13 protein-coding genes are annotated in these 13,726 nt (G+C 66.0%); 7 read left to right on the plus strand and 6 right to left on the minus strand.

From position 1 onward, the window contains the following. Positions 1-237: 237 nt before the first annotated feature. On the minus strand, positions 238-507 hold the full coding sequence (locus QA600_RS04150; protein WP_278290698.1) for a hypothetical protein: 270 nt from the start codon (positions 505-507) through the stop codon (positions 238-240). A 217-nt stretch (positions 508-724) separates the two neighbouring features. Here QA600_RS04150 and QA600_RS04155 point away from each other — a divergent pair, with 217 nt between their 5' ends. Next, complete coding sequence (locus tag QA600_RS04155) at positions 725-1,753, plus strand: DUF4397 domain-containing protein (protein WP_278290699.1); 1,029 nt, start codon at positions 725-727, stop codon at positions 1,751-1,753. 91 nt (positions 1,754-1,844) lie between these two features. Here QA600_RS04155 and QA600_RS04160 read toward each other — a convergent pair whose 3' ends face one another. Then, positions 1,845-3,065, minus strand: a complete 1,221-nt coding sequence (locus tag QA600_RS04160; RefSeq protein WP_278290700.1) for a PQQ-binding-like beta-propeller repeat protein — start codon at positions 3,063-3,065, stop codon at positions 1,845-1,847. A 121-nt stretch (positions 3,066-3,186) separates the two neighbouring features. Here QA600_RS04160 and uvrB point away from each other — a divergent pair, with 121 nt between their 5' ends. After that, positions 3,187-5,241 carry an excinuclease ABC subunit UvrB gene (gene uvrB, locus QA600_RS04165; RefSeq protein ID WP_278290701.1) on the plus strand — a complete coding sequence of 685 codons (2,055 nt, stop codon included), beginning with the start codon at positions 3,187-3,189 and terminating at the stop codon, positions 5,239-5,241. Between the two features lie 28 nt (positions 5,242-5,269). Here uvrB and nrfD read toward each other — a convergent pair whose 3' ends face one another. The 3 genes from nrfD to yciH form a co-directional block, all read right to left on the minus strand. Further along, complete coding sequence (gene nrfD, locus QA600_RS04170; protein WP_278290702.1) at positions 5,270-6,631, minus strand: NrfD/PsrC family molybdoenzyme membrane anchor subunit; 1,362 nt, start codon at positions 6,629-6,631, stop codon at positions 5,270-5,272. 87 nt (positions 6,632-6,718) lie between these two features. Continuing rightward, positions 6,719-7,201, minus strand: coding sequence for a GNAT family N-acetyltransferase (locus QA600_RS04175; protein ID WP_278290703.1), 483 nt, complete (start codon positions 7,199-7,201; stop codon positions 6,719-6,721). 67 nt (positions 7,202-7,268) lie between these two features. Beyond that, positions 7,269-7,565, minus strand: coding sequence for a stress response translation initiation inhibitor YciH (gene yciH, locus QA600_RS04180; protein WP_278290704.1), 297 nt, complete (start codon positions 7,563-7,565; stop codon positions 7,269-7,271). A gap of 134 nt (positions 7,566-7,699) precedes the next feature. On the opposite strand from yciH, the gene QA600_RS04185 reads away from it, so the two are divergent. Then, positions 7,700-8,209 carry a hypothetical protein gene (locus QA600_RS04185; RefSeq protein WP_345782007.1) on the plus strand — a complete coding sequence of 170 codons (510 nt, stop codon included), beginning with the start codon at positions 7,700-7,702 and terminating at the stop codon, positions 8,207-8,209. Positions 8,210-8,217: 8 nt separating this feature from the next. Here the strand turns inward: QA600_RS04185 and QA600_RS04190 are convergent, their stop codons facing one another. Then, positions 8,218-9,981, minus strand: coding sequence for an excinuclease ABC subunit C (locus QA600_RS04190; RefSeq protein WP_278290706.1), 1,764 nt, complete (start codon positions 9,979-9,981; stop codon positions 8,218-8,220). Positions 9,982-10,131: 150 nt separating this feature from the next. Here QA600_RS04190 and QA600_RS04195 point away from each other — a divergent pair, with 150 nt between their 5' ends. The 4 genes from QA600_RS04195 to QA600_RS04210 all read left to right on the plus strand — a co-directional run bounded on the left by QA600_RS04195 (position 10,132) and on the right by QA600_RS04210 (position 13,473). Further along, the gene (locus tag QA600_RS04195; RefSeq protein WP_278290707.1) at positions 10,132-10,389 is read left to right on the plus strand and encodes a hypothetical protein; all 258 of its coding nucleotides are present in this window, start codon (positions 10,132-10,134) and stop codon (positions 10,387-10,389) included. 88 nt (positions 10,390-10,477) lie between these two features. Beyond that, the gene (locus tag QA600_RS04200; RefSeq protein WP_278290708.1) at positions 10,478-11,398 is read left to right on the plus strand and encodes an ABC transporter ATP-binding protein; all 921 of its coding nucleotides are present in this window, start codon (positions 10,478-10,480) and stop codon (positions 11,396-11,398) included. Next, complete coding sequence (locus QA600_RS04205) at positions 11,395-12,378, plus strand: ABC transporter permease (protein WP_278290709.1); 984 nt, start codon at positions 11,395-11,397, stop codon at positions 12,376-12,378. The genes QA600_RS04200 and QA600_RS04205 overlap by 4 nt, the downstream gene beginning before the upstream one ends. 93 nt (positions 12,379-12,471) lie before the next feature. Beyond that, positions 12,472-13,473, plus strand: coding sequence for a TRC40/GET3/ArsA family transport-energizing ATPase (locus tag QA600_RS04210; protein WP_278290710.1), 1,002 nt, complete (start codon positions 12,472-12,474; stop codon positions 13,471-13,473). The last annotated feature ends 253 nt before the right edge of the window (positions 13,474-13,726 follow it).

Here is a 13,726-nt window from a genome sequence, read left to right on the forward strand (position 1 = left end):
CCTCGAGCTATCGGACGATGGCCGAGTGACGGTCGGTTGGTGACTCGGCGCATAGCTTTTCGAGGTGCTTGGCATCCTCGTCTACGGAGATTTTTCGAGGAAATGTGCCTCAGGTCGCCGACGAACGTGAGCATCCCAGCTCGTTATCAGTCGGTTTGAACAGTACGGGTTCGAGGAGCCGATCGACGGAAACGACTGACGTCGACGTCACGGATCGAGCGCCGCGAGAGCGGCAGTTCAGGCCTGCTCGAGACCTTCGCGGTACTCTTCGGCGGTCTCGAGAGCGCTTTCGAGGTGTTCTTCCGTATCACCCTCGGCGCGCTCGCTGAGCTGTCGTACTCCGTTCAGATGCTCGTCCATGAGCGCGTGGTCCGGCTCGTGGTCGCCGACCGTGTAATCCTCGAACGCGTCGACGTACTCGCGGATATCCTCGCGGAGGCCGTCATCGTCTGCTGTCTTGGCCGCCTTCTCGAGATCGTCGCGTACCTGCGTCAGTTCCTGAGCCATACCTCACTCCATGACGGTCCGACTCATAACGGTTGGCCAGACATCAGCCCCGCTATGAAGAGCGGGTCGCCGTCGCGGCCGGCGTTTACGGAACGTGTATCCGGCAGCTTCTTTCCGTAGGGTACCCGTACACGATCGTTGCCGACGATAATCTCGAGAGTTCCTCGAGTACTGACTAACGGCTTTTTCCCGTCCCGCTTCCCGGCTACGGTTGCAAATGTCCGTATCACGACGCACGACGCTAAAAGCGATAGCTGTAGCGGGTGGACTGGGTGCAACCAGCGGTACCGTCTTCGCGAAAGGCGAACACGAGGACGACGAACGACCGGCGGACGACGCAGCCGACGAACCGGCCGCCGTCTCCGCTGCAGTTCGCGTCGCTCACTTCTCGCCCGACGCGCCGAGCGTCGACATCCTCGTCGACGACGAACAGGTGCTCGCGGACGTTCCCTACGGCGCCGTCTCGCCGTACCTGGAGCTCGAGCCCGGAACCTACACCGTCGCGATCACGGCGGCCGGCGACCCCGAGGCTGTCGTCTTCGAGGACGAGGTCGACGTGGCCGAGGGGTTCGCCACGATCGCCGCGATCGGCGAGCTCGAGGCCGAGACGTTCCGTCCGGAGATCCTGGTCGATGCCGAACCCCTGCCGGAGGATGCCGAGGCCGACGCGGCGTTCGTCCGTGTCGCACATTTCTCGCCCGACGCCCCCGCCGTCGACATCTACGCCGACGAGGATCCGCTGGTCGAGGGCGTCGAGTTCGAGGACGTCTCGGAGTACCTCGCCGTCCCCGCCGGTGCGTACACGCTCTCGGTTCGTCCGGCGGGCGAAGAGGAGGAGGTGGCGTCGTTCGACGTCGAACTCGAGGCCGAGTCGATCACGACGGGGTACGCGATCGGCTACCTCGAGCCACCCGAGGAGTTCGCTGACCGCGAGTTCACCGTCGAACTCGTTGTCGACGGGCCAGCGGCTGACGAGGAGGAGGAGCCGAAAGACGATCGCGAGGACGAGAAGGAGGTCGACGAGAAAGAGGATGAGAAGGAAGTAGACGAGAAAGAGGATGAGAAGGAAGTAGACGAGAAAGAGGTCGAGAAGGAAGTAGACGAGAAGGGTAAAGATGAGGCCCACGACGACGCGGCCAAGGAGAAGGAGCCGGCCGACGGAAAGAACGGCGTCGATGAGAAGGAAGCCGCGAACGGCAAGGACGCGGCCAACGGAAAGAAAGCGGCACCGGACCACCAGTGCTAGCTGACCAGTAGGCGACGGGCCGATCCGGCAGTCTCCTGTCGAGCGACCCGAGCTCTTTCGTCCGGTTTTCGACCCCTTCGATCCCGGCAGCTCAACCGTAGGCGACGACGTGGCTGTGTCCGGTCCCCACGAACAGCTCGCCGTCGACCGGCGCGAGCGCCGACACGCTGGCGACCTGGACGCTGTCTCCCTGGAGACCGCGTTCCCATCGGCGCTCGCCGTCCGTTGGATCGATCGCGACGAGATCGGTGTCGTCGGCGTCACCGCCGACGAGAACCATCTCTCCCACGGCAGCCAGGGTCGGTCGCTCCCACTCGGTCTCGAGCTCCCAGTCGATCGTCCCCTCGCGGTCGACCGCCATCAGCATACTCGGCCCGTCTGGATCGTCGTCCCAGCCGCCGCGACCGACGTGGAAGATCGCTCGCTCGCCGACGATCACCGGTGAGGTGACGTAGGCGCCAGGGAACTCGAGTTCCCACTCGAGCTCGCCGTCGTCGAGCCGATGGGCCTGCAGCCGCGCGGAGTCGTCGTCGAGCGGCCAGTAGCGGGCGCCGACGAGAATCCGATCCTCCCAGACGACGGGGAACGTTCCGTGGCCCCGCTCGGACGCTTCCCAGCGTGGCTCCGGCCCGCCGTCGTCGAATCGCACCGATTCCGTCGGGGACCCGTACGCGGTGAGTCCTGTGTTCCCCCGCAGCAGCCGATCGCCGTCGATCGCGCTCGCCCCGTACCCCGAGCGGTGCCAGCGCTCGTCGCCCGAGTCGGTATCGTACGCGGTGAGGCGCCCGTCGTCTCCGCGGTAGAGCGTCTCGCCGTCGAAGCGGAGCCACACGCCGTGCGACGTCGATCCGCTCTCCCCGGCGATCTCCCAGTCCCGTTCACCCGTTCCGAGATCGTAGGCGGCGACGTCGCCGTCCTCCGCCGTCGCGTACACCGTTTCGTCGCCGAGTGCGATCGCGGCGACGTCGGCGTCCTCGTCCTCCCACCGAACGTCCCCATCGTCACGTTCGAGGGCAACGAGGCTCCGATCCGCCTCTTCTTCGCTACCCACGACGACGACGTCCTCCCCGACGACGAGTCCTGCGACGTCGCGACCCGGCGACTCGAGCTCCACACGCCACCGTTCCTCGGGATCGTCGGGGACGGTCGCGTCGGCGTTGTGGCCCGTGTTCTGCAGGTCGAACCGCGAGAGCCGCCAGCTGTCCGGATCGGTTTCGAGCGTGCCGAACGAGTGCCCGCTCGAGAGACAGCCCGCGACGGCGGCCAGCCCGGCCGACGCTCCCGTCGCGAGCACGGCGCGTCTGGATGGCATATCACCGCCACTACACGTTCGCGGTATAGCCTTTCGGGTCCTCGCGGATCGCTCGAGATCTCACGGGCGCCCGAGCGGTGCATGCGAGCGCGTCAAGTGTGTCGAGTCCGTGATTCAGATGATGAGTGACTCTCGAGGTCCCCTCCAGCCGGACCGTCCCGAGGCCGCCCAGCCGTTCGAGGTCGACGCGCCGTTCGACCCCGCGGGCGACCAGCCCGAGGCGATCGAGGAGCTCGCCGAGGGCTTTCGCTCGGGCGCGGACAAGCAGACGCTGCTCGGCGTGACGGGGTCGGGCAAAACCAACACCGTCTCGTGGACGATCGAGGAGACCCAGAAGCCGACCCTCGTGATCGCCCACAACAAGACGCTGGCGGCGCAGCTCTACGAGGAGTTCCGGAACCTCTTCCCGAACAACGCCGTCGAGTACTTCGTCTCCTACTACGACTACTACCAGCCCGAGGCCTACGTCGAACAGACCGATACGTATATCGACAAGGACGCCTCGATCAACGACGAGATCGACCGCCTGCGCCACTCCGCCACGCGTTCGCTGCTGACGCGTGAGGACGTCATCGTCGTCGCTTCCGTCTCTGCTATCTACGGCCTCGGTGACCCGCGAAACTACATCGACATGTCGATGCGACTCGAGGTCGGTGAGGAGACCGGCCGCGACGAGCTGCTGGCGCGGCTCGTCGACCTGAACTACGAGCGCAACGACGTCGACTTCACGCAGGGCACGTTCCGGGTCCGGGGCGACACGATCGAGATCTACCCGATGTACGGTCGCTACGCCGTTCGGGTGGAACTCTGGGGCGACGAGATCGATCGCATGGTCAAGGTCGACCCCCTCGAGGGCGAGACCCAGGGTGAACAGCAGGCCGTGCTCGTCCACCCGGCAGAACACTACTCCATTCCGGAGACGAAACTCGAGCGGGCGATGGACGAGATCCGCGACGATCTCGACTCTCGCATCTCGTACTTCGAACGCCAGGGCGACATGCTCGCCGCCCAGCGCATCGAGGAGCGAACCACGTTCGACCTCGAGATGATGCAGGAGACGGGCTACTGTTCCGGGATCGAGAACTACTCGGTTTACCTCTCGGACCGCGAGTCCGGCGAGGCGCCCTACACCCTGCTCGACTACTTCCCCGACGACTTCCTGACGGTGGTCGACGAATCCCACGTGACCCTCCCCCAGGTCCGGGGTCAGTACGCCGGCGACAAGTCCCGGAAGGACTCGCTGGTCGAGAACGGCTTCCGGCTGTCGACGGCGTACGACAACCGCCCGCTCACGTTCGAGGAGTTCGAGGAGAAGACCGACCAGACCCTCTACGTGAGTGCGACGCCGGGCGACTATGAGCGCGAGCAGTCGGACAAAATCGTCGAACAGATCGTTCGCCCGACCCACCTCGTCGACCCGGAGATCGAGGTCTCGCCCGCCAGCGGCCAGGTCGACGACCTGATGGACCGCATCGACGAGCGCATCGAACGCGACGAACGCACCCTCGTGACGACGCTCACGAAGCGGATGGCCGAGGACCTCACGGAGTATCTCGAGGAGTCCGGCGTCGACGTCGCCTATATGCACGACGAGACCGACACCCTGGAGCGCCACGAGATCATTCGCTCCCTTCGGCTGGGTGAGATCGACGTGCTCGTCGGTATCAACCTCCTGCGGGAGGGACTGGACATTCCCGAGGTCTCGCTCGTCGGAATTCTGGACGCCGACCAGGAGGGGTTCCTGCGCTCGGAGACGACGCTCGTCCAGACGATGGGCCGAGCGGCCCGAAACGTCAACGGCGAGGTCGTCCTCTACGCCGACGATCCGTCGAACGCAATGGAGTCGGCGATCGAGGAGACTCAACGGCGCCGCGAGATCCAACAGGAGTACAACGAGGAGCACGGCCTCGAGCCGACGACGATCGACAAGGCGGTCGGCGAGACGAACCTCCCGGGAAGCAAGACCGACACGACCGAAGTATCGGGTCGCGAACTCGAGGACGACGACGAGGCCGCCCGCTACATCGCGGAACTCGAGGACCGGATGGAAGAGGCGGCAGGAAACCTCGAGTTCGAACTCGCTGCGGACATCCGTGATCGTATCCGCGAGGTTCGAGAGGAGTTCGCCCTCGAGACCGAGGACGAGGGGATCGCACCACCGGCCGAGGAGTTCTGAACAACTCTCTCGCTCCTCCGAGACGCCCTCACTCGTGTTCGGTGTGATCGGCGCGTTCGGGACGGGCGTCGTGTTCACCGTGATCGCCGCGGAGGTGTTCGACCGCGTGGAGCTCGACGACCGGGACGACCTTTGCGACGCCCAGGAAGAAGAGGACGACCATCCCGATCGTCCCCGTGATCGAGGCGAACTCGATCAGGCTCGGAAAGTACGTTCCCGGGGTTGCTCCGTAGATCTCGAAGCTAGGGTGGAAGAAGCCCTCGACGACGAACAGCACCTTTTCGATCAGCGTCGCGAACAACACGAGGAGAGCCGCAGCGATGGCTCTTCCCTTAGAGAACAGCGCCGGCCGGATCGTCTGTGCGAAGATGTACGCGAGGACGCCGAAGACCAGCCCCATCGAGAGGAGGTAGACCGGGTGTGCGAGCCGCGCGGTCGCCGCGACGTCCAGGTCCACGGGCGGGAAGAAGCCGCCGGCCACGTTCTGCTGGAGCTGCAGCCAGAGAAAGAGCAGGCAGAAGAAGCCGAGCCACAGCAGCAGTCCCCGGAAGACGTCGTCGGTGATGATGTGATCCCAGTCGTAGGCCCGGCGGAAGGCGAACGACAGCAGGATGACGCCGCTGATCGCCGAGGTCAGCGCGATGGTGAGAAACTGCGGTCCCTGCACGCCGCCGAACCAGATCGGGTACGTCGGCAACACCGCGAACAGCCACGGGATCACGCCCCCGTGGAGCAACAGCGGCGCCATGATGATGATCGCGAGCGCGAGCCACCAGACCATCCGCTGGACGATCTCGTCCTCGCGCTCGCTGTAGCCAATCGTCAGTCCCCTGTAGATCGGATCGAAGCGATCCGGCAGCTGGTCGCCCAGTCGGGAGACGTCATACCTGAGCGTGAGTCCGAGGTACGTCGCCGTCAGCACGAAGTAGGCCGTGATGACGGTCACGTCCCACACCAGTGGCGACGCGTGGACGGTGATGTGGTAGTGACCGAGCACGCTCGTGACCATACGATCGGGGCGACCCATGTGGACGAGGATAAAAAAGCCCGCCGCGGAGAGCCCCGCGATGGTCAGGAGTTCGGCCAGTCGAGCGACCGGCATGTACCGGTCCATCCCCAGTAGTCGGACGGCCGCCGAGAGGATGATCCCGCCGTGGGCGATCCCGACCCACCAGATGAACGCCCCGATGTAGACGCCCCAAGTAACCCCACCCCCAGTCCCCCAGTCCGAGAGGCCGGTAACGATCAGCCCCTCGGCGAGCTGGTAGGCCCAGCCGATCAGAAAGATCAGGAGCGCCAAACCGGCGACGCCGAACAGGAGGAAGTACGTCGTCGTGGTGTTCTTGATCGGGCGGAGAATGTCCGCTTCGGTGGGCGCTTTCGTGCTCATTGTGCTAACTCTTCACACCCTCATGCCGACCGGTTACTTCGATCCGACCGGTGAGCATGCAAGCATCCCTTTAACAGAACGACATCGCTACAGCTCGAGCGTGTACACCACCTCCCGACGCATCTCGTCGCCGATCTCGACCTCGCCCTCGCCGGTTCGCTCGAAGCCCAGTTCCTCGTAGAACGCCCGACCGCCCTCATTCGAGGCGAGGTCGATCGCCCGCATCCGGCTCATGTTGAAGTCCTCGAGATCCTCGCGGAGTCGATCGTGGAGCGCCGTGCCGACTCCCTCGCGCTGGTGGTCGGGGTGGACGTACATCCGTAGGACGTCGCCCTCCTCGCCCTGTACGACGCCGTGAGTGAAGCCGGCGATCTCGCCGTCGCTTTCGGCGACGAGCACCGCCGTTCCGGGCTCCGAGAGCGCTCGCTCGAGTTCCTCGTCGCCGTACCAGTCGTCGATCGTCTCATCGACGACCTCGCTCGAGAGCTCGTCGTAGGTGTCGTGCCAGGTCTCGCGGGCGAGTTCGCGAAGGGATTCGCGGTCGTCGGCCGTCGCCGGTCTGATCTCCATGCCGCGCGCTACGGTAGCGAGGACCAAAGCTGTACTCGCAACTCGAGTTGTACCGATCCAATCGCAGTTACGTTTCGACGTTGAACCCGCGCTCGCGAAGCAGCTCCGGCACGCGGTCGCGGTGGTCGCCCTGGAGCTCGATCCGCCCCCCGTCGACGGTACCGCCGGTTCCCACCGAGGATTTGAGATCGGAGGCGACCGACTTGAGCTCCGACTTCGGTAGGTCGAACCCCTCGACGATCGTCACCGGTTTGCCGTACCGCCGCTTCTCCATGCGGATCGACAGCAACTGCTCTGCCGCCTCGAGGTCGCCGTGGCTGTCGAGTTCGTCCAGCAGGTCGTCGATCGAGTCGTCGTTAGACACGTAGTACCAATCGGGGTCGGAGCGCAAAACGCTGTCCCCCGATCGGACCGACCACCGCTCGTCGGGATCGACACCCTCGCCGGTCCGCCGCTCGAGGCCCGATGGTTCATACGGACGGAACACGACTCTCCGCCGTGCTCCGTCGCGCCCGCGAACTCGGACCGCCGGTGTTGGTACCGCTCGCCTGGACGTTCGTCGTCGCAGCGCACCTCGGCGTCGTCGCCGTCCGGACGCTGTTCATCGCACACGTCGTCATGAGTGCGCTGTTGGCCGTGTTCGCGGTGAGTGGCCGATCGGATATGCGGCGCGGGACGCTGCTCGTCTGGTGGCGACTCATCGTCGTCGGCCTGTTCGTGACGCTGTGTGGAACGGTGGGATTCCTGCTCGAGCCGGTCGCCGCCCCCCTCCAAGGGATCGCGCTGTTCGGCTGGATGCTCCTCCCGGCCGTCGGCTTCGTCGACACGGGACGGCGCGTCCCGAAGGGAACGTGGATCTATCTCGGCGGAGCCGCGGCTTGCGGCCTCGGTGCGGTCGCGTACGCGGTCGGCGCCGTCGCTGCCACCGATCCGATCGCGACCGCGGGACTCGTCGCGGTCGGGTTCGGCCAGACCGCCGGGATCCTCGACGCCGCGATCCGCTACTAACGCCGCCGCTACAGCCGTGATTTGATCGTCTCTGCCGTCTTCTCGCCGACTCCGGAGACGCTCTGGAGGTCCTCCGGACTGGCCTCGCGAACGTTCTCGACGCTGCCGAAGCGGCCGAGCAGTCGCTTTCTCGTCTCGGGTCCGATCCCGGGGACGTCGTCCAGCACCGTCGAGACGTCGTCGCGGATCGTCTGATGGTACTGGACCGCAAAGCGGTGGGCCTCGTCCCGAACCCGCTGGAGGAGGTGGAGGTGGGGCGCGTCGTCCGGCCACGACAGACTCCGGTCTGGCGTCACGACGCGCTCCTCGGCCTTCGCGAGCGCCACGACGGGCAGCTCCCAGCCGACGTCCTCGAGCGCGTCGCGGGCCGCCTCGAGCTGACCCTCGCCGCCGTCGATCAACAATAGGTCTGGATCGGGTCGGTCGTCCCGACCTTCGACGGCTCGCCGGGCGCGCCACTCGAGCAACGTCCGCATGTTCGCGTAGTCGTCGTTCTCGTCGGTCAGCTTCTTCCGACGGTAGTCGGCCTTCTCGGCGTTGCCGTCGACGAAGGTGACGTCGCTTCCCACCGCGAACTTCCCCTGGGCGTGGCTCACGTCGAACCCCTCGATCCGCTCGGCCGACTCGATCTCGAGGGCGTCGGCGAGCATGGCACACTCGTCGCGCCCGCCGACGTTGCGCCGGGCGTTCTTCAGCGCGAGATCGACGAGCTTCGCCTCGCGGCCCGCACCCGGAACCCGCACGGAGACGCCCTCGGCCTCGAGCCAGGCCGTGACCTCGTCGTCGCCGTGGCGCTCGGGCAACAGAAGGGCGTCGGGGAGGTCCCGTTCGGCGTAGTACTGGACGAGGAAGGCTGCGAGGACGGCGGGGACGCCTCCCGATTCGATCGCGTCGGTGCCGTCACCCGGCTCCGAGCCGGGCGCCTCGAGCGTATGTCGATCCCGATCGACGAGCTTCCCGTTTTCGGCGCGCAGGCGGGCGACCGTGGCATCCTCACCCTCGATCGCCACGCCGAGGACATCGACTGCGCGCTCGTCGCCGGTCGACTGGACGGCCTCGCCACCCTCCCCGTGGAACGCCTCGACGGTCTCGAGGCGATCCCGCAGGTTCGCCGCGCGCTCGAAGTTCCGGTCCTGGGCGGCAGCCTCCATCTCCCGTCGCAGCGGGTCGGCGAGGATCCCGGTCTCGCCCTCGAGGAAGCGCTCGACAGCGGTGACGTCCTCGTCGTAGCTCTCGAGGTCGATCTCGCGGGTACACGGTGCCGTACAGAGACCCATCTCGTAGTCGAGACAGGGTCGATCCCGTCCGGAGTACTTGTGATCGGAACAGCCCCGGACGCCGTAGGTCTCCCGCAGTGCCTTTACGACGATCTCGACCTGTCGCTTGCTCGTGTAGGGGCCGAACACCGTGGCGGACTCGTCGGGGTCGCGCGTGATCTCGATCCGCGGGGCTTCGTGGTTCGTGAGCTGGACCATCGGGTAGGACTTGTCGTCTTTCAGCCGGACGTTGTACCGGGGCTGGTGGCGCTTGATGAGGTTCGCCTCGAGCAACAGCGCCTGGGTCTCGGTGTCGGTGACGGCGATCTCGATCTCGTCGGCACGATCGACCATCCGTCGGATGCGGGCGCTTCGCGGGTCGGCGTAGGACCGAACCCGACTGCGGAGGTCGACTGCCTTCCCGACGTACAGCGTCGTCCCTCCGGTACGAAACTGGTAGACGCCCGGCTCCCGCGGCAACGACGGCGCGCGCTCGCGAACCCCCTCGGCGTTCATCAGCGGGCCTAGGGCGGCGGGGGGTTTCAGCCTGACTCCTCGCGGTCGACGGACGGCGGGCTCGTCGACCGCTCCGACTCGGGATCGGTTCGAGTCGACTGCCGGAGCGGACGCGGTACTTTCTCGGTGCTGGACCCACCAGACCGGAGTATGAGCGAGGAGATCCGCTGCTGGCTGGTCGAGCGGGAGTACGACGACAAGGGACTGGTGACGCTGACGTACGCGACGCCCGACGGCGAGTCGATCTACCGACGGGAGCTGGCTGCGTCGGCCGCGTCGGGGGTGACGGCCGCGAAGGAGCTCTCGGCAGACCAGCTCGAGGCCGTCGCGGACGAGGAGACCCGCGACCGGTACGCGACGGAGGCCGATCGAACCGCGTCGAACTACGATCCCGACGAGCCGATCTGATTCAGAATTTTTCCACGAAACCGACCCGGAATAGTACGTCGAGTGGCAACCCTTATCGGGAAACGGTGTCTTCACTCGGCCACCAACCATGCCCGCTATCACGGTCGACGGGCTGACCAAGACGTACGGTCAGACCCTCGCGCTCGACGACCTTTCCTTCGAGGTCGAGGAGGGTGAGGTGTTCGGCTTCCTCGGTCCGAACGGGGCCGGCAAGTCGACGACGATCAACGTCCTCCTGGATTTCGTCCGTCCGACGGCGGGACGAGTCGAGGTGCTCGGACTCGACGCACAGACTCACAGCCGCGAGATCCGCTCGCGAACCGGGGTTCTCCCCGAGGGGTATCGGACCTACGAACGACTCACCGCCCGGCAACACCTCGAGTTCGCGATGGACTCGAAGGGCGTCGACGACGACCCCGAGCGACTGCTCGAGCGGGTCGATCTGGCCGACGCGATCGACAAGAAGGCCGGCGGCTACTCGAAGGGGATGGCCCAGCGGCTCATGCTCGCGATGGCGCTCGTCGGCGAACCCGAACTCCTCATCCTGGACGAGCCCTCTACGGGACTGGACCCCAACGGCGCCCGCGAGATGCGCGAGATCGTCCGCCAGGAGAGCGAGCGGGGTGCGACGGTCTTCTTCTCGAGTCACATCATGGAGCAGGTCGAGGCCGTCTGTGACCGCGTCGGCATCCTCCGCGAGGGCGAGATGGTCGCCGTCGACTCCGTCGCGGGCCTGCGGGAGTCGGTCAGCGACGGGACGGTGTTGCGGGTCACCGTCGATCGACTCGACGACGACGCCATCGAGGCGGTCCGCTCGCTGCCCGACGTCTCCGAAGCCACCGTCGAGAGCGAGGCGCCGCCGACGCTCGCGGTCCGGGTCGACGGCTCGAAGACGGACGTGCTCTCGGCGCTCGAGAACCAGGGCCTCGAGGTCCGTGACTTCTCGACCTCCGAGGCGTCGCTCGAGGAGGTCTTCCAGTCCTATACGACGGAGGTGGGCGCCCGATGAGTACCGAGTCCGAGTCGGAGACGGGAACCGGAACGGCCGACCGCGGGACGACGGCGCCCTCAAGTTCGATCAACCTCGAGAGCGTCCGCGCCGTCGCGAAGAAGGACTTCCAGGACTCGGTTCGCTCGTGGCTGTTCTGGGGACTGAGCCTCTTTTTCTTCACGCTGCTGGTCGCGACGACGGGCGTCGTCTCCTACTTCGGCGAGGACATCGCCGCACAGGGGGCGACGACCGACGTTCTCGTCGGCTTCGTCAGCGAGATCACGCGGCTGATCATTCCGCTGATCGCGCTGATCCTGGGCTGGAAGGCCATCGCCGGCGAGCGCGAATCGGGCAGTATCAAGATCCTGCTTTCCCTCCCCCACTCGCGCAAGGACGTGCTGCTCGGGAAGCTCATCGGGCGCTCGGCGGTGCTGTCGCTGTCGCTTACCATCGGGTTCGTCCTCGCTGCGGCCGTCGTCGCCGTCCTGCTCGGCGGGTTCGACGTCGCCGACTACGTCGGCTTGCTCCTGGTGTCGATCGTCTACGGGATCGCCTACACCAGTATCGCCGTCTCCCTGTCCTCGCTAACCCGGTCGACGACGATCGCCGGCGCGGCGATGTTCGGCGTCTTCATCCTCTTCTACGTCGTCTGGAACGCGCTGACGTCGGTCGCGTCGCTGCTGGCCGATCGAGGGGTTCCCTTCTTCGAGACGATCAGCTACACGACCGAAATGCAGGGCCAGGAGGTCGAACTCGAGCGCCTCCCCGACTGGGTGTACTTCGTCGTGAACCTCGATCCCGGGGAGGCCTACGGCCGAACGCTGACGCTCGTCACGGACACTGACATGATCGAGCTTCAGGCCCAACTCAACGAGGAGATGTTCGGGGGCGAGCTCCCCTTCTTCCTGCAGGACTGGTTCGCGCTCCTGATCCTGGTGTTCTGGATCGTTGTCCCGATCGCCGTTGCGCTCTACCGGTTCGACCGAGTCGACCTCTGAGCGGGAACGATCCCCTCCGAAATATTCGTTCTCGAGACTTTCTCGCTGTCGTGACGGGATACTTAGGGTCGCGCCGCCAGTACTCAACTCCGAATGACACGTTGTATCTTCTACGGCGGCAAGGGCGGCGTCGGGAAGACGACCTGCGCGGCCGCGACGGCGACCCAACTGGCCGACGGGGGACAGAAGACGCTCGTCGTCTCGACGGATCCCGCACACTCGCTATCGGACTCCTTCGAGGCCGATCTCGGTCCCGAACCCCGAAAACTCGAGCGCGGAACCGCCCCCTCCCTCGAGACCGACTCCAAGGGAGCGCCCGAACTTGAGGAGAGTGCCGACCTCTGGGCCGCCGAAATAGACCCCGAGACGCGCCAGGAGCGCTACGAGGAGCTCGCGCGGGCGCTCGCGGCCGACTTGCGAAGCGCCGGCATCCGGCTCGACGACGACGAGGTCGAGCGGATCTTCGCCGCCGGGACGCCCGCAGGTGGCGACGAAATCGCTGCGCTCGATCTCCTGGTGGAGTACGTCGACTCGGGCGACTGGGACGTCGTCGTCTTCGACACCGCACCGACGGGCCACACGCTTCGGCTGTTCGACACGCCCGCGGTCGCGGGCCCGTTCCTCGAGACGCTCGGCTCGCTGCGCGGGCAGGCCAGACGGATCGGCACCGCGGCCCGCTCGGCGATGCTGGGTCCGATGTCGATGTTCGGGGGGAGCGACGACGGGGCCGACCTCGAGGCGTTCCGGGACCGCCTCGAGCGCTCTCGGGAGTTGCTGCTCGACACCGAGCGGACGGAGTTCCGGGTCGTCCTCATTCCCGAGGGGATGGCGATCGCCGAATCCGAACGCCTCGTCGAGAAGCTCCGGGATGCCGGTGTGCGGGTCGATCGCCTCGTCGTGAACCGCGTCTTCGAGGATCCCGAGGACGACTGTTCGCGCTGTCGGTCGCGGTACGAGCGACACACCGAGCGCGTGGCCGAGATCCGTGAGACGTTTCCAGACCTCGAGATCGTAACGCTGCCGGAGCGGGAGGGCGAAGTACAGGGGCTCGAGGCGGTCGAATCGATTTCAAGTCGACTTCCCGAAGAGGGGTAGGCGACGGAGCTCGCAAAACACAAATCAGGCGTATCAGGATCGGTACGGCGTTTGGGACCCGGATGCCGTCGCTCTCGACGATACGTTCGACGACCACGAGGTCCTCCAACACTGTCTCTTTTTATCAACTACTGGATATGTTGGGGGAGGCCGTGCTGAATCTACAGCGGGGATGTGGTTTCCTCCGAAAGTCGATTGGCACGGGATAGCGGCCGTTCAGCACAGCCCGTCTATTTGTACTGGAGACCGGCTT

Origin of the sequence: Natronococcus sp. A-GB1, assembly GCF_029688845.1 — an archaeon.
Lineage (GTDB): Archaea > Halobacteriota > Halobacteria > Halobacteriales > Natrialbaceae > Natronococcus.

Coding starts and splice junctions, on each gene's coding strand:
- QA600_RS04150 (WP_278290698.1), bottom strand. CDS start 507: ATGGCTCAGGAACTGACGCAGGTACGCGACGATCTCGAGAAGGCGGCC.
- QA600_RS04155 (WP_278290699.1), top strand. CDS start 725: ATGTCCGTATCACGACGCACGACGCTAAAAGCGATAGCTGTAGCGGGT.
- QA600_RS04160 (WP_278290700.1), bottom strand. CDS start 3,065: ATGCCATCCAGACGCGCCGTGCTCGCGACGGGAGCGTCGGCCGGGCTG.
- uvrB (WP_278290701.1), top strand. CDS start 3,187: ATGAGTGACTCTCGAGGTCCCCTCCAGCCGGACCGTCCCGAGGCCGCC.
- nrfD (WP_278290702.1), bottom strand. CDS start 6,631: ATGAGCACGAAAGCGCCCACCGAAGCGGACATTCTCCGCCCGATCAAG.
- QA600_RS04175 (WP_278290703.1), bottom strand. CDS start 7,201: ATGGAGATCAGACCGGCGACGGCCGACGACCGCGAATCCCTTCGCGAA.
- QA600_RS04190 (WP_278290706.1), bottom strand. CDS start 9,981: ATGAACGCCGAGGGGGTTCGCGAGCGCGCGCCGTCGTTGCCGCGGGAG.
- QA600_RS04195 (WP_278290707.1), top strand. CDS start 10,132: ATGAGCGAGGAGATCCGCTGCTGGCTGGTCGAGCGGGAGTACGACGAC.
- QA600_RS04200 (WP_278290708.1), top strand. CDS start 10,478: ATGCCCGCTATCACGGTCGACGGGCTGACCAAGACGTACGGTCAGACC.
- QA600_RS04205 (WP_278290709.1), top strand. CDS start 11,395: ATGAGTACCGAGTCCGAGTCGGAGACGGGAACCGGAACGGCCGACCGC.
- QA600_RS04210 (WP_278290710.1), top strand. CDS start 12,472: ATGACACGTTGTATCTTCTACGGCGGCAAGGGCGGCGTCGGGAAGACG.